The organism is Pseudoxanthomonas kalamensis DSM 18571, from assembly GCF_010211745.1.
Classification (GTDB): domain Bacteria; phylum Pseudomonadota; class Gammaproteobacteria; order Xanthomonadales; family Xanthomonadaceae; genus Pseudoxanthomonas_A; species Pseudoxanthomonas_A kalamensis.
In genome coordinates this window covers 173,176-188,857 of sequence record NZ_PDWQ01000006.1, presented here as the reverse complement: position 1 = coordinate 188,857, position 15,682 = coordinate 173,176, and the positions used below count along the sequence as shown (strand labels likewise).

Here is a 15,682-nt window from a genome sequence, read left to right as displayed (position 1 = left end):
GCCGCGAAAATGCGTTCAGCCGACGCTGATAAAATCGGCCAATTGAATCAGGAAGTTTTCATGTCAGACGACGACGCAAACGGATCCGGTCCGGCCCGCAGGCTGGCCCCGGGCACCCTGGCCATCCATGCCGGGCAGGCGCCCGACCCGGCCACCGGCGCGGTCATGCCGCCGATCTACGCGACCTCGACCTATGCGCAGCGCAGTCCGGGCGTGCACCAGGGCTACGAATACTCGCGCACCCACAACCCGACCCGCTTCGCTTACGAGCGTTGCGTGGCCGCGCTGGAAGGCGGCAGCCGCGGATTCGCCTTCGCCTCCGGCATGGCCGCCACCGCGACCGTGCTGGAGCTGCTGGACTGCGGCAGCCATGTCGTGGCGATGGACGACCTCTACGGTGGTAGCTACCGCCTGTTCGAGCGTGTGCGCCGACGCAGCGCCGGCCTGGATTTCGCTTTCGTCGACCTGACCGACCTGGCCGCTTTCGAGGCCGCAATCACCCCGCAAACGCGCATGGTCTGGGTGGAAACCCCGACCAACCCGATGCTGAAAATCGTCGACATCGAAGCGGTCGCCGCCATCGCCCATCGGCATGGCCTGCTGGTCGTGGTCGACAACACCTTCGCCTCGCCGATGCTGCAGCAGCCGCTGGCGCTGGGCGCCGACATCGTGGTGCATTCGGCAACCAAATACCTCAATGGTCACTCCGACATGGTTGGCGGCATCGCCGTGGTCGGCGACAACGCGGAGCTGGCCGAGCAGATGGCCTTCCTGCAGAACTCGGCCGGCGCCGTGCAGGGACCGTTCGACAGCTTCCTTGCCCTGCGCGGTCTGAAGACCCTGCACCTGCGCATGAAGGCGCACTGCGAAAACGCACTGGCGCTGGCCGAATGGCTGCAGGATCAGCCGACCATCGAGAAAGTGATCTATCCGGGTCTGGAATCGCATCCGCAGCACGCATTGGCCGGCCGGCAGATGCAGGGCTATGGCGGCATCATCTCGATCGTGCTGAAAGGCGGATTCGACGCCGCGCGCACATTCTGCGAGAAACTCGAGATCTTCACCCTGGCCGAATCCCTCGGCGGCGTGGAAAGCCTGGTCAACCACCCCGCCGTCATGACCCACGCCTCCGTCCCCCCCGAACGCCGCCATCGCCTCGGCATTACCGACGGACTGGTGCGGCTGAGCGTGGGGGTGGAGGATGTTGGCGACCTGTGCTCCGACCTGGAGGGCACGCTGTCGTGACGATCGAGCAGAATATGACGATCTCGCATGCTGGTAGCAACAGTAGTTCGGGGATGTTCTGGCACGATCTTTGGCAAAGTCTGCGCAATCCGGAGTTCTGGGCGCTATCTAGCTGGTTGGATATTTTGGTGCGCGCACGCAAGTCGCGTCTGGGGGTGCTTTGGTTGATGACGCCGGCCTTGATCTATGTGTTCGGGCTTGGTTCTTTCTTTGCCAGCCTGTACGGCAGGGCGATCTCCGAATTCGCGGCGCATATCGCGCTTGGCGCGATGATTTTTCGCACCATTATGTCGACGGTGATTGGAAGTGCGAACATCTTCAATGCCAGCAGTTCGTTCATCATGGATGGCCGGGTGCGCATGACCGATTACCTGCTGGAGGCACTAGCGAAGTCGTGTTTCGATTTTTGTGCCTATCTGCCGATCACCACGGTGGCGCTTGTGCTATTCGGTCAGGTGTCATGGCTGGGCTTGGCGCTAGCCCCGGTGGCGGCATTTCTGATCTACGTGAATGCGCTTTGGATAAGTGTGGTGTTCTCGCTGGTGGGCGCGCGCTTCCCAGATTTCGGGCAATTGATCGGACAAGCGTCAATCTTCCTGTTTCTGCTGACGCCAATCATCTGGTACCCGGAATCGATACCGGTGGATAGCATCCGCGGTCATTTAATGCGCTTCAATCCTTTTTTCCACTACGTTTCGCTGTTCCGCAATCCGATCATGGGAGATCCGGTCGAACCGCTAACATTGTGGTTTATCGGGATAAGTACCGTCATAGGTCTCCTGTTGGCTGGTTTCCTCTATCGCCGTTATGCACGTTACGTACCCTTGTGGATATGACGGTATGAGTGTGCATATACGCGTTCGCAACCTGAGTTTGGAAGTTCCGGCCTATTTTCAGCGTGAGCACGAAGTCAAAGGGTGGGGGAGCCTGTTCCGCAACGCTGCGTTCAGTCCGCCGCAGCGCCGGCTGGTGAAGCTTCTGGACAGCGTATCGCTGGATATAGGCGAGGGTGATCGTTTGGCCATTCTCGGCCGCAACGGCGCCGGTAAAAGCACCTTGTTACGTGTTCTCAATGGTGTATATCGGCCCACCAATGGCTCTATCGAAATATTCGGAAGCTGCCAGGCGCTGTTAAACATGGCGCTGGGTTTCAACGGTTACGCTACTGTGCGGGAAAACATCATCCTGCGTGGTGTTGCGATGGGCATGAAATCCGCATTGCTGAAGGCGCAGATGGAAAGCATCCTGGAGTTTGCCGGGTTAGCCCACAAGGCCAATCATCTACTGCGTACGCTCTCGTCTGGGCAGCGTATGCGCCTGGGCTTTGCTATTTCCACTTCCGTACAGCATGACATTATGTTGATGGATGAATGGGTGGGCACCGGTGATGCCAATTTCATGGCCCAAGCCAAGGAGCGCATGCGCAGTCGTGTCGGCGGCAGCAAGGTCGTGGTCTTGGCTAGCCATAGCGTCGGCCTGTTGCGTGACATTTGCAACAAGGGCATTGTGCTGGAAGGTGGCAGGTTGATCCATGCGGGTGACATCGTGTCCTCACTACGTCGCTATCATGAATTACTTGCCGAGTTGCGTGAGAATCCTCATGCCGATGCCATGTTGGCAGAGGGAGGGGGCGGCAGTCAGGCTGAGACTGCCGCGCGCACATACGGGGTAGTCGAATCGGTCATCGCCCAAGGCGATGGTCGATTCCTGGTTAAAGGCTGGATGGTTGACACCGAGGGCGCCCTGCCAAAGGGCCTTGCCCTGCAGGTTGATGGCCAGCGTTATCTGGCCGAGAGCTACGAACGGGTCAGTCGTCCGGATGTGGTCGGCCATCTGGGCCTGAGCCAAGGCGAATGCGGCTTCCGTGCCGAGGTGATGGTGCCCGGAGCTTTGCGGATCTGGGATCTCGGCAAGGACTTCAGGGTGCTTGGCGGAGATCCGGATGGCATTGCCGGCACCAGTTTACGGCTGGCGGCGGGTGTGATGCATGAATTGCCGTAGCAGGTGCGGCAGACGCAATGATCTGCGATGAGGGCTAAGCGGTTTGTATTTAAGATGAGTATGAGAATCTGCCTGGAATATTTCAATACAAAGTGCGCAAGCTGTATTTGTGTATTCCGAGCAGCCTTCCGTAGAGTGGTTGTCAGCGGCATGGAGTCGGATGGTGCGTCAAAGTGGAGTTTCCGCTTGATGTTTTATCCGTCTGAATCGGTCGCGCCAAAGCATCATGCGAGGTAGCCCTGCCGAGCAGAAATACGCCCATTTCCTGGCAACAATGCGCGCCGTTCGGGATGGCGATACATAATCGGAAAACTTTTTTGACGGATATGGGAATCTATTTGCAGGTTTGGAAGGTGATTGGTCGGCTGGGTCTGCAGGAGATCCAGCTTGGACATTGGTTGGGACGAGATTGGCAGGTGCGACGGAGTGCTGTTGGTCAACGACAGCTGCTATCTGCTCAAGCCCTTGGATGAGGTGTTTTTCCAGGGTGGATAGGCGAGCCTGTGATTGGTGGGGGCTGCAGGCGACCAAGAGGATCGTGGCGACGCGGAGCCGACCTGCCAGCCAGTTCACTCGCCCCATCACGGTGCGCATGGACCTGCTAGATGCTTTTGAGCAGGAGTATTATTATGATTTCATGGTGAGTTCGTATTTTCTGTGCTATCGAAAGCCGGTAATCGACGATGCAGACGACGCGTTGCGTGAACACTTGGCTTTCGTGGGGTGCACGCTCGACTTCGTCGGCAATCTAGAGGCCAAGATTGACATTCCGCTCCTGTCCAGGCTCGCCGAGACGTTCCCCGATTGCCGACTGGTGCTTGTTGGCTCGACTCATGCGAACCCGGAAGTGAAATCGTTGCTGCGCTATCCGAACGTCCGCATGCCCGGAGTGGTGCCTTACGATAGGCTTGGTGCCTGGCTGTCGGGTTTCGACGTGGGTCTTATTCCGCACCGGCGAATGGAATTGACCCGTCATATGAACCCACTCAAGGCGTACGTTTACTTGGCCAATGGCGTGCCCGTGGTCGTAACCGCAGTACCCAACATCGAGCCGGTGCCGGGCTTGTTGACCTTGGCGACCGATACGGAGACTTCCATCGCGGCAGTATCGGATTGCCTTGCCGACGGTCGACCGCCACGCGAACGGTTTGAAGCGTTTTCCAAGACTCATGGCTGGGCAACCCGTCTCGGCCCACATCTGGATGCGATCGGGCTTGGCACAGCGGAGAAGGAACAGGCATGAATCCTTCCGCGGACGACATTGCCATGGTCGTGGACAGCGGCCTCTTCGATCTTGACTGGTACCTGCGTAGACACCCGGGCGTGTCGACGATCGAAGATGCTATCGCCCACTACCTGAGCGCTGGCGCCAGCGCTGACCTGGATCCCGGGCCTGAATTCAGCAGTAACCATTATCTGTCGGTCAACCCTGATGTCGCAGCTGCCGACATGAACCCGCTGCTTCACTACCTGCAGTTTGGGCGCGTCGAAGGCAGGCGGCGCTACCGGATCGACGCGCCGCCGCCGCATGCGGTCCCGGCTCCATTTGAAAAAGAGCGAGCCATGATCGCCGATACGGCATTGTTCGATGCCGACTACTACCTCGCGACGTACGACGACGTGCGGTCGGTTGGCATGGAGCCGTTGCAGCACTATCTCGAATACGGTGCTGGCGAAGGGCGCCTGCCGAATCCCTATTTCGATACTCGTTATTACCAGTCTGTGCACATGTCACCGGGCGATGACACCAACCCCCTGGTCCACTACCTGGCTTCACCGTTGAGGAGCGATTTCGACACCTCCGCGCGTTTTGATGGGCACTACTATCGGGCGCGTTACGTGGATGCCGCGGCTTCCCCGCTGGCGCCGCTAGACCATTTCCTGCGTTACGGGCTGATGCTCGGGCGGCGAACGATGCTGCCGTCTCCGGGTGCGCTTGGCGAGGCGTCCGTCACCGATTTGCGCAGGGTCCACTGCACGGTGATCGTCCCGGTACACAATGCCGTAGAAGCCGTTGCCGAATGCCTGGACGCGTTGCTGGAACATACACATTTCGGCGAACAGGACAGCCTGCTGGTGATCGATGATGCCAGCACCGACCCCGGCATTGCGCAATTGTTGCAACGACTGGAAGGATGCTTGGGTATCCGGGTCGAGCGCCACGCGCAGAACCTAGGCTACACGCGAACGGTGAACTGCGGCCTAGTGCTGGCAAGCCGTGACGACGTCGTCCTGCTCAACAGCGACACGGTGGTTGGACCGCACTGGTTGCGCCGGCTCAAGGCAACCGCTACAGCCCACGAGCGTATTGGCACGGTAACGGCAGTGTCCAACGCGGCTGGTGAATTCTCCGTGCCTGCACCCGGCAATCGTCCGCCATCCGGGATGATCGATGGCGATGCGCTGGCTCGCGCCGTTGAGGATACAGCGGCCCAGCCATTCGAGGTTCCGACCGGCAACGGTTTCTGCCTGTATATGCGGCGTGCAATGCTCGATGCCGTCGGTGGTTTCGACGAGATCGCATTCCCGGAGGGCTATGGCGAGGAAAACGATCTGTGCATGCGGGCTGCTGCCGCTGGCTGGACGCATTGGGTGGAGCCGACAGTCTACGTACGGCACCGGCGCTCGGCTTCGTTCAGTGAGCGTCGGGACGCCTTGGCCGGGGTCGGTTTCAGGCGCGTGTGCGAACGCCATCCGCACTACGAAGCGGCGATTCGCGCGATCAGTGTATCACCGGGTTTCATCGAGGCGCGTTACCGGATCGGGCGTCAGTTCCAGCGTCTGGCCTCCGGCGGATACCATCCGAAACCGCGCATCCTGTACGTGATATCGACGCGCATAGGAGGGACGCCGCAGACCAACGCCGACCTGATGCGCGCCGTTGCGGGCCGATTCGACGCCTATGCATTGGCCAGCGACGGCCACAGGCTGGAGCTGCTGCGTGCAGGTGAGAACGGCTATGAACTGATCGAACGCATCACGCTGTCCGAGCCGTTGCGTTTCGCCAGTCACGTGAGCCTAGAGTACGACCAGGCCGTGTGCGCATTGCTGTTGCGGCTTGGGATCGATCTGATGCATGTTCGGCATCTGGTCTGGCACGGGCTTGGCTTGGTTGAAACGGCACGTAGCCTAGGTATCCCTGTCGTAATGTCGTTCCATGATTACTACTGTGTTTGCCCGAGCGTGCATTTGCTGGACAATGATGCGGTTTTCCATGCGTCTGGGGTGCCTGGTCACGCGCCCAACCCGTTGTGGCATCACGACCCGACGCTATTGCCCATGACCCCTGCCGGTTTGGCGCATTGGCAGCGCCGCATGCAGCAGGTGTTGGCCGGAGTGTCGGCGTTCGTCACGACGTCGCCAACCGCGCGCCGGCTGATCTGCGAGGCGCTGCCCGGGGTCGCCGCCCGAGCTGACAACTTTCACATCATTCCTCATGGCCGGGATTTCGAACGGTTCCTGCCGGGGCCGGAGCCGGTACAGGCTCGGCTTGGCAGGCCGCTTCGTGTGCTCTTGCCTGGCAACCTGTCGGTCCACAAGGGCATTGAGTTGGTTCATGGTCTCAAGGCTCTGGATGTGGAGGGGCGTATCGAATTGCATGTGCTGGGAAACAGCCCGTCAGCACTTGAAGATTTGGTAATCGAACATGGGGCCTATGATCGCGGGGAATTTGCTGATCGGGTCGAGGCCATCGCTCCCGACTTGGCCGCGGTTCTTTCTATCTGGCCCGAGACGTACTGTCATACGCTGACCGAGTGCTGGGCCGCTGGCTTGCCGGTGGTCGGTATCGACATCGGTGCGGTCGGGGAGCGGATACGTGAACAGGGTGGGGGGTGGTTGCTGGAATTTCCCACCGACCCGGTGGCGCTATATGGGTTGCTGATCCGCCTGTCCGACGAACCAGGCGATCGTGCCGAGCGCATCGCGGAAGTCGGTCGTTGGCAGGCTGGCCCCGGCCGTAATGGCAGCACCGTGGCGATGGCTGCCCAATATCAGGCGATCTATCGGAACTGCCTGGAAGCCATCGCGCATGCCCAGCCGGCGGGGTCGATCCTGCAGCAGGCGCAGACTTGTTCATATAATCAAGGCCATCAGCGATACGGTGATACCTCCTGAGCGAGCGAACAAAGGCAATCTGTTGAACCAGGTCGAAGCGAAAATCGGCAACACCAAACGGCTACCCATGACTGCGTGGCTGGATGTCCTGCGCGTCGTACTGCCTCCTGAGGGGGTGATGCTCGTTGGCGCGGGCGCGGGCAAAGGTTCCTGGGTGCGATGGCTGCAAAGTCGGGGTGTCGCCTCTGCCGGTGTGGCAGTGCACCTTGTTGAAGGCGACGAACACCAGTATCGGAACTTGCGGCGCAACTTTGACGCTGATGGCGGCTGGACTTCCTGGCGTGATGTGGTGGCTCCAGCGGCGGGAACTGCAACCTTCCATCGTGTCAGCAACCCGGCCGAAAGCGGATTACTGCCGGCCCAGAGCCTGCAAAAACTGTGGCCGCATCTGGGTGCCGAGCAGGACGCCCTTATCGAAGACGCCACCACCCTGGACGCCCTGTACGCCGAGGCCGGGGGGCAGATCAACTGGCTAGTGTTGGATTGCCTGCCTGCCGCTGCCTTGCTGCAAGGCGGCGCGAAACTGTTGCCGCAACTGGACGTGGCTTTGGTGCGCGTGGCCAGCGATCTGTCCCCCGAACTGCTGGCCGATCAACAGGCGGTGGACCAGGTGCTGCATGCGGTCGGCCTGCGCTGCATACACGGTCAGGCCGAGCGCCACCCTGCCTTGGCGCATGTTTTGTATGTCCGAGATACTGCCCATCGGCTGAAGGCCGCCGAGCAGGCTTATCAGGCGGCGAGCGAGTCGGCCAGGCAGGCGGCGGATCAGGCGAAGCAGGCATCCGAGCAGGCGCAGAAGGCGTTGCAGGAGCAGTTGCGGCAAGCGCAAGAGCAGCTCAAGTCAGCGCAGGAGGCGTGGGCAAAGGAAAAGGCGGACCTGATGGAGGCACATCAGGAGGCGAGCAGGTCGGCCAGGCAGGCGGAAGATCAGGCGAAGCAGGTATCCGAACAGGCGCAGAAGGCGCTGCGGGAGCAGTTGCAGCAAGCTCAGTCCAAGCAGTTGGAGGCTTGCCAGCAAAGCATCAATGACGTGGAAAAGCAGTTGCGTGCCAGTTTCGACAAAAGCCTGGCGAACAGCGTCAAGCAGATCGAAGACTTCATCTCCATCCAGAACTATCTAAGCAACGGCGACAGTCTTTCGAATTTCCACGGTTGGCCTATCAGTCCGGATATTGGCCTCTTTCTCATCGAACACATCCGCGAGCGCCGGCACGATCTCATCATCGAGTTCGGCAGCGGTACCTCCACGGCCTTGTTTGCCAGGACCTTGAAGATTAGCCGACCGGAGGCATTGCCCAGGGCGGCCAAGGCCAGCAAGGGCGTGAAGTCGCTGCCGGTGCGCGCCCCCCGTCCTGTGTGCACTTTTGAGCACGACAAGCTCTATCTGAACAAGACCAAGGCCATGCTCGAAACCCAGGGCCTGCTTGAATGGGTGGCGTTGAACCACGCACCGCTGGTGGATTGGCAGGACGACACGGGGCACTATCTGCACTACGACTGCGATGCCACGCTTGCCACGCTTGCCAAGCAGTTGGGCGCGCCGCCCAAGCGCGTGCTGGTGCTGGTGGACGGCCCGCCTGGCTCAACCTGCCCCAATGCCCGCTATCCGGCGGTTCCGCTGGTGTTCAAATACTTTGCGCGGCACGAAGTGGACGTGGTGCTGGATGACGCCAGCCGCCCCGAGGAAAAAGCCGTCATCGAACTCTGGCGCACATACTGGAAGAAGCGCTCGATCCGCGCGATCGCGACAAGCAAGCCCAGCGAGAAGGGCCTGTACTGGGCGCGCAACTACGACTGACCTGGCGATGGCGATTTCGTGCGACAAGCTACCCGTTAACGCGAATGGTCCGATGCGACACCGCACGGTCGGGGAGGCATATAGAATACAGAGCCTTATGGATTATAGGCGCGATCCGCCTGTATGGTTGCCGGCCAATCCCCTGTTCCGACGGCCTATGCTCGGAACCTGTAGTCAAGACATTCAGCATGGATGGAATCTGGGTGGCTAAGGGGGAATTCAGCGAGGCAAGCCTGAACCTCCCCAATTCCGAGAGCGTTCGAGGCGGCTCGCCCCGGCAAACCGGGAAGCGGAGAAGAACGTTGCCGGCTCAAGGAGTCATCTTGGCGCCGGGCGAAGCAAGACTCAAGACAATTTGGAATGGGCACACGCAGACATGGAAATTTCTTACAGCAGCATTCGGCTCGCTATTGTCGGCCTCGGTTACGTCGGATTGCCGTTGGCCGTCGAGTTCGGGAAAAAACGGCCTGTCATCGGCTTCGATATCAATGCCGCGCGTATCCGGGCCCTGCAAGCTGGGCACGATCACACCCTGGAAGTAGACGACGCCGAACTGGCCCGTGCCGGACGGTTGCGCTATACCACGCAACCCGAAGACTTGGCCCAGGCCAACGTGTTCATCGTCACCGTGCCAACGCCGATCGACGACTATAAACAGCCCGACTTGACACCGCTGGTCAAGGCCAGCGAAACGATCGGCGCGGTACTCAAGCGCGGCGACATCGTCGTCTACGAATCCACCGTCTATCCCGGCGCGACCGAAGAAGACTGCGTCCCGGTGCTGGAGCGCGTATCTGGCCTGAGATTCAACCGGGACTTCTTCGTTGGCTACAGCCCCGAACGCATTAACCCCGGCGACAAAAACCGAGGCGTCAGCACCATTAAGAAGGTAACTTCTGGTTCTACTCCCGAAGTCGCTGACGTGGTGGACGCTCTCTATCGCGAAATCGTCGTCGCTGGCACGCACAAGGCCCCCAGTATCCGCGTGGCCGAAGCATCCAAGGTCATCGAGAATACCCAGCGTGGTCTCAATATAGCACTCATCAACGAACTAGCGCTGGTGTTCAACAAGATGGGTATCGATACCCAAGCGGTGCTGGAAGCGGCGGGAACAAAGTGGAACTTCCTGCCCTTCCGTCCGGGTCTGGTGGGCGGACATTGCATTGGGGTCGATCCGTATTACCTGATCCACAAGGCGCAAGCTATCGGCCTGCACCCCGAGATCATGCTGGCTGGTTGCCGCCTGAACGATGCAATGGGGGCTTATGTCGCCTCGCAACTCGTCAAGACCATGACCAAGCGGCGCATCCATGTACAAGGGGCGCGCGTATTGATGCTGGGCCTGACCTTCAAGGAAAACTGCCCGGACCTGCGGAACACAAAGGTGGCTGACATTATCGACGAGCTGCGTCAATACGACGTGGACGTGGATATCTACGATCCATGGGCGGATCCCGAAGAGGCGAAGCACGAATACGGGTACTCGCTGATCGGCCAGCCGGAGGCCGGCGCGTACGACGGCATCGTGCTGGCCGTGGCCCACGACAAGTTCACGGCCATGGGCGCGGCGGACATCCGCAAGTTGGGCAAGCCGGAGCATGTGCTGTACGACCTGAAGCATGTGCTGCCGTTGGAAGCAGCGGATATTCGACTGTGAGCGCTATCGGATTGGTCGAAATCGGACTTCGTTATGAATGAACATTCAAGAGGAATGGAGATTCCAGAAATCCCTCCATATGTTTCCAAACATGACGACGGGACATACACGATTTACAGCGGATTGCCGGAGTTCGGCTATGAGTTGCTTTCGGCTATCCCGTTGGCTTGGCATTTGCATCAAAAAGGCCTGTTGCGGCGCAGCGTGTCTGGCTATGACACCAAGGCATTGTATTGGTTCTCGCCTCAGCATGATGAGATGGATGAGCCGCGCAGCTATGGAAATGTAAAGAAACTACAGCAGGCCGGATTCCCGAACGCCGATATCCATCGTCGGCAGCTCGACTGGAATCTGTTTGCGTCAACTCCGTACAGAGAACATTATCAGTCCAGTGCCATTGGGTTTGCAAAACCAACGCTGATCATTTCCAACCGTATCAATTCGGAGTGGAATGGAGATCCGATCAATTTTCTTGATGCTGAAACATTAAATCGCATCTTCGCCCTGTTGCGCGAGAAGTATCAGATCGTCTATCTGGAGACTTCGCACTTCAGCGAAAAATATGAGGATCATGCGGCGTTCGAGCAATCTCCTGATCGAATGCAGGGCCTCGATTTGTCGGGAATAATTACATTCGCCGAATTATTAAAGCGGAATCCTGATAAATCCATCAACGAACTTCAGTGCAAGCTGTACGCCGGCTGTGAGAAGTTCATCAGTTCCAACGGCGGCCTTGGTATATTGGCGTCCTATTTTGGTGGGGAGAACATTGTTTTTTCCAAAAAATGCCATGAGCTGAATCCGGATATCAATTCTTTTTATGGCTGGTACCCATGCTTGTCCGGCGCAACGGTTTCCGTGGCCCGCTCCGAGTCCGAATTGCTGGATCTCGTTCGTGATAAATGGGTCGATGACCTGCCGCTGTTCAATATTTTGATCCGAACCAGCGGTCGCCCGAACTATTTTCACGATTGCATCGCATCGATAATGGATCAGGATTACAAGAACACTAACATTGTTGTTGGTTTCGATGATCCGGAATCTGAAGATTACATCGCCAAATTGCCGTGCCTCAGGATTCCATTGCGAAAATGGGATGGAGAGGTTCCAGAGAAACCTGATGGCGACCAGTATGGAATCTGGTTTCCATTCAACGAATATTTCAATTCTCTGCTGCCATTCGCCAGGCAGGGCTATGTACTGTATCTGGATGATGATGATTGTTTTGTCGACCGTTCTGCATTGACTAAGCTGGCCGCCGTCATCAAGCAGCAGCAGGCTGATGCCGTGTTTTGGCGGGTACAGTTCCCGAACCGACTGGTGCCGGGTGAAAAAAATTGGCTCAAGAAAAAGCCCGTCTGCCGCGACATTTCAACGATTGGCTATTCGCATTCCGTGGCGATTCGTCCGTCTTGGGGGCCTTGGAAACGGGGCGATTTCCGGGTTGCCGATTTCATACATCAAGCATCAGCAAACCCCGTCTGGTTTGATGAAGTATTGACCGGGCTGCAACGGATTGTCGAAGACGGGTATGGCAGGCGGGACGATAAGCCGACGGTTGATTTGTCGGCCGACCCGTCTGTTACGGTTGTGATACCTGCTTTCAAGGCAAAACTATATTTGGAAGGGTGTCTGGATTCAATCTTGGCGCAACGGCTGGATGTTCCATCGCTGCAGGTTCTGGTGGGAATTGATGCTTGTCGAGAGACCTCATTGATGGCGAAGAAACTTTCTGTCAAATATGGAGCGACTGTTCAGTTCTGGAACTCCATAGAGAACGTGGGTCCATACATAATTAAAAATTCATTGCTGAAAAAAATTCCTAGACGAGATGGGCTTGTCTTGACCTTTGATTGCGATGATTTGATGCCAAGGGGATTAGTGAGGGACTGCTTAAATAGGTATTTTGACCATAAGAATAAGGACCGGCGTGTCTGCGGGATAAGGTTCAATCTGGTTGACTTTACAGAGGTTCCATTTTTCGATGCTGGAAATAGCAAGCCGAAGATCGAGTTCACTGAGATAGTGAAGAGCATTCTTGATGCTGGTTGTGAATCTTTCTATGGTAAATTCGGGAAAGAATTGGCTGCATATCATTCTATGGATTATCGTTTTGATCCTAATTCTCGGGCGCTGAAGGAGGTCTGTAGGCCAGCTCATGGCATTGTTTTAATTGAAATGGGAGCGTTTGAGGCTGTGGGTGCTTATAACGAACAGCGTGTCGGGATGGATAGTGACCTGATCAACAGGTTGAAAATGACCGGCCGTCAGGTGGTGAGCGATCCGGCCGCTAATTGGTTTATTCGGCGTGTTAGTGGTGAGAATCTAACCGCATCTCCCGATACTGGGTTTGACTCGGAGTATCGGAAAAAGATTGTGCGGGAGAGCAAGAAGCGTCTGGCGGCAGGGATGCTCAAGGCGAACTGGCACACCGTTGAACTTGTTCCAGTTCTGTGATCGGTAGTTTCAGTCGATTTGATACGGGATTCTAAAAGGTTCAGCTGCTCGGTGTTGAACGTTGGAAAGCGATTTCCCAGATGTGTGCTGAGCTTGTTCTTGGTCCAGTAAATACCGCGACTTGGCGGTTCTCCCGAGTTGAAGTGCTTGACGCAGTGGGCAAGTACGGCCACGAGAACTTGGCAATCGACGTGGCCGGTTCGATCTGCTCGCCGCAGGCGATCGAAATTCTGTCGCAGTTAATCATCCTGCGGGATGCACCCCGGGCGCTGTGTTTGGACAGCGGCATGGAGCTTGTGACCCGTGCCTGCTGCGCTGGGCCACCGGCGTGGGGCTGGCATGGCATTGATCGACACTGTGGGCAAGCCGCGGCAGAACGGCGCTACCGAGAGCTTCAATGGTAAGTTCTACGACGAATGCTTGTCGGTGGAGTGGTTTCGCAACCGTACCGAGGCACGGATCGAGATCGGGCAGTGGTGGTAGGTCACAGCACTACAATCAGATCCGGCCCCATTCAAGCCTAGGCGACCTGAAGCCATTCTCTAGGAATGAGTGGCTCGAACAATTAGTCAAGTTTTTTGAGTGAGTCGGGCGCGGATTTTCGGCGTTGCTGATGGATTACGGATTGTCCGCCGGTTGATGAGATTCGTCGTTGTTGATGTTGTATTATCTCGCGCTCAAGGCAAGTCTGGTCAGTAAGTTAGAATATGAATAAGATCGTCATTGTCGGCCATCCGGCATCTGGGTATGGGAGCGTGTTGTCCCTGCTGCAAGAATACGGTATGGCCACGGCGTTGCCGTCGCAACGCGAGGGCCTGTTGCCCCAGGCCATTACCGCCATCTTGTGCAAGGCGCACAAGGTGGCGCCGATTGAGAGTGTGACGGATGAAGAGGATTTTTCCCAGATCGAAGCCGCCCCCGTGTGGCAAGGCATGGCGTTGGATTTGATGCTCGGCAACCTGGAGCAACCCCTCTGGGGCTGGGCCGACCCACAGGCCATTTACGCACTGGACTATTGGGAAGGGTTGGATCCGCAACTCACCTTTGTGCTGGTCTATGACGACCCTCATCGCGTGCTGATGGATGCGGCCCGCGGGCGGGGGGAGGGAGGTGAGATGCTCCCATCAGGGCAGGATCTTCACCGCCTGCTGGACAATTGGGTTGCTTATAACGGGGCACTACTGCGCTTCCATCTGCGTCACGCGGGGCGCAGCTTGCTGGTTCATGCCCGGCAGGTACAGCGGGCCACGGATCGCTATGTGAAGGAACTGCAGCCCTTGCTGGATACGCCCCTATCGCCCTCCCCGAGTGTGGCGGCATTGGCTGGCCCATCGGGCGACAATCTGTCGTTCTCGCCAATGCCGTTGCAGCAAGAGCTGAGCTCAGCCTTTCACGACACGAGCGTCGAGCCGCAGCAAGCAGCTGCTCTGTTGCGGGCCGATCCGACAGAGCGTTATCTCATTGACGATGTACTCGGCCACCATCCCGCTGTCATGCAGCTCTACGCCGAACTTCAATCCGCCGCCAACCTGCCGCTGGACGCGCCGCCGCGCGAGGCACAGGGCGCGGCGGCTGCGGCTTGGGAGGCCCTACTGCGTCAACGTAGCTTCGTTTCCCAGGTGATGTTGCGTTTGCATGGCGAAGTTCGCCGGGTAGGCGATGAGTTTTCCCGGAGCCAACTCGCTCTGCAAGATGAAAAAGCAGTGAATGCCAATGCGCTGGCGCGACTGCAAGAACAGAGCGTGTCGCAGTATGAGAAGCTCCGCAGTGCTGGTGAGGAAAACGAGCTTTTGCTGACCCAGCTGCATCAGGTCCAGGAGGAGCTGGAGCGGTACTATCTGCGTCTGATGGAGTCGGATCGTGAAGTGGATGCGTTGAAATTTCAGCTGGGATCGGTGCAAGCCGAATTGCGGGCCAGTATCGAGCGTGGGCCAGACTTGTCGATTGTCCGCAGCCGTGCCCTACTGTCGATTCTGGTTCGAAGGCTGGTCTGGAGGATGGTGCCGAAGTCCATCCTTAAGCGTAGGGCCAAGATCAGGGCAGGACTTGTGCAGGAGCATGAACTCGCTGAGATCCGGGGAAGCCAATGGTTCGATGCCGATTGGTATCTGGCGATGCACGAGGACGTCAGACAGGCTGGCAAGGATGCGGCCGAGCATTACCATGTCCATGGCTGGAGGGAAGGGCGGATGCCCGGACCGGGATTTGATCCGGCATACTACTTGGCTACCTATCCCGACGTCCGCCAGGCTGATATCGATCCACTCCTGCATTTCATCCGGTACGGCGCCAGTGAGGGTAGGCAGCCAACCGGAACCTGACGCAGCAACTCCGCGGACCGTCATTCCGATGCAAACGCGGCTTGTTTGCGCGAAATGCTTATTTCCCGTTCGACTACTCTCACCATA

10 protein-coding genes and 1 pseudogene are annotated in these 15,682 nt (G+C 58.0%); 10 read left to right on the top strand and 1 reads right to left on the bottom strand.

The window, feature by feature from the left end:
* Positions 1–60: 60 nt before the first annotated feature.
* From CSC70_RS12760 to CSC70_RS12750, 3 genes are read left to right on the top strand one after another with little or no spacing between them, the layout of a single operon-like run.
* Entirely contained in the window at positions 61–1,245 is a 1,185-nt protein-coding gene (locus CSC70_RS12760; protein ID WP_162457018.1) for a cystathionine gamma-synthase, read from the top strand.
* Positions 1,242–2,081, top strand: coding sequence for an ABC transporter permease (locus tag CSC70_RS12755; RefSeq protein WP_162457017.1), 840 nt, complete (start codon positions 1,242–1,244; stop codon positions 2,079–2,081). The genes CSC70_RS12760 and CSC70_RS12755 overlap by 4 nt, the downstream gene beginning before the upstream one ends.
* A gap of 4 nt (positions 2,082–2,085) precedes the next feature.
* Entirely contained in the window at positions 2,086–3,246 is a 1,161-nt protein-coding gene (locus tag CSC70_RS12750) for an ABC transporter ATP-binding protein (RefSeq protein ID WP_162457016.1), read from the top strand.
* A gap of 224 nt (positions 3,247–3,470) precedes the next feature.
* Here the strand turns inward: CSC70_RS12750 and CSC70_RS12745 are convergent, their stop codons facing one another.
* On the bottom strand, positions 3,471–3,641 hold the full coding sequence (locus CSC70_RS12745; RefSeq protein WP_162457015.1) for a hypothetical protein: 171 nt from the start codon (positions 3,639–3,641) through the stop codon (positions 3,471–3,473).
* Between the two features lie 197 nt (positions 3,642–3,838).
* Here CSC70_RS12745 and CSC70_RS12740 point away from each other — a divergent pair, with 197 nt between their 5' ends.
* From CSC70_RS12740 to CSC70_RS12710, 7 genes and pseudogenes are all read left to right on the top strand, one after another.
* Positions 3,839–4,489, top strand: a complete 651-nt coding sequence (locus CSC70_RS12740) for a glycosyltransferase (RefSeq protein ID WP_211369488.1) — start codon at positions 3,839–3,841, stop codon at positions 4,487–4,489.
* Complete coding sequence (locus CSC70_RS12735; protein WP_162457013.1) at positions 4,486–7,362, top strand: glycosyltransferase; 2,877 nt, start codon at positions 4,486–4,488, stop codon at positions 7,360–7,362. Before CSC70_RS12740 ends, CSC70_RS12735 begins: the two co-directional genes overlap by 4 nt.
* 22 nt (positions 7,363–7,384) lie before the next feature.
* A complete protein-coding gene (locus CSC70_RS12730) occupies positions 7,385–9,160 on the top strand; it encodes a hypothetical protein (RefSeq protein WP_162457012.1) in 1,776 nt (591 codons plus the stop codon).
* 376 nt (positions 9,161–9,536) lie between these two features.
* A complete protein-coding gene (gene tviB / locus CSC70_RS12725) occupies positions 9,537–10,817 on the top strand; it encodes a Vi polysaccharide biosynthesis UDP-N-acetylglucosamine C-6 dehydrogenase TviB (RefSeq protein WP_162457011.1) in 1,281 nt (426 codons plus the stop codon).
* A 33-nt stretch (positions 10,818–10,850) separates the two neighbouring features.
* Complete coding sequence (locus CSC70_RS12720) at positions 10,851–13,274, top strand: glycosyltransferase family A protein (RefSeq protein ID WP_162457010.1); 2,424 nt, start codon at positions 10,851–10,853, stop codon at positions 13,272–13,274.
* A gap of 135 nt (positions 13,275–13,409) precedes the next feature.
* A pseudogene (locus CSC70_RS14910) lies at positions 13,410–13,860 on the top strand (integrase core domain-containing protein); the annotation flags it as partial.
* Positions 13,861–13,981: 121 nt separating this feature from the next.
* Positions 13,982–15,595, top strand: coding sequence for a hypothetical protein (locus CSC70_RS12710; RefSeq protein ID WP_162457008.1), 1,614 nt, complete (start codon positions 13,982–13,984; stop codon positions 15,593–15,595).
* The last annotated feature ends 87 nt before the right edge of the window (positions 15,596–15,682 follow it).

Coding starts and splice junctions, on each gene's coding strand:
- CSC70_RS12760 (WP_162457018.1), top strand. CDS start 61: ATGTCAGACGACGACGCAAACGGATCCGGTCCGGCCCGCAGGCTGGCC.
- CSC70_RS12735 (WP_162457013.1), top strand. CDS start 4,486: ATGAATCCTTCCGCGGACGACATTGCCATGGTCGTGGACAGCGGCCTC.
- CSC70_RS12720 (WP_162457010.1), top strand. CDS start 10,851: ATGAATGAACATTCAAGAGGAATGGAGATTCCAGAAATCCCTCCATAT.
- CSC70_RS12710 (WP_162457008.1), top strand. CDS start 13,982: ATGAATAAGATCGTCATTGTCGGCCATCCGGCATCTGGGTATGGGAGC.
- CSC70_RS12740 (WP_211369488.1), top strand. CDS start 3,839: ATGGACCTGCTAGATGCTTTTGAGCAGGAGTATTATTATGATTTCATG.
- tviB (WP_162457011.1), top strand. CDS start 9,537: ATGGAAATTTCTTACAGCAGCATTCGGCTCGCTATTGTCGGCCTCGGT.
- CSC70_RS12745 (WP_162457015.1), bottom strand. CDS start 3,641: ATGTCCAAGCTGGATCTCCTGCAGACCCAGCCGACCAATCACCTTCCA.
- CSC70_RS12750 (WP_162457016.1), top strand. CDS start 2,086: ATGAGTGTGCATATACGCGTTCGCAACCTGAGTTTGGAAGTTCCGGCC.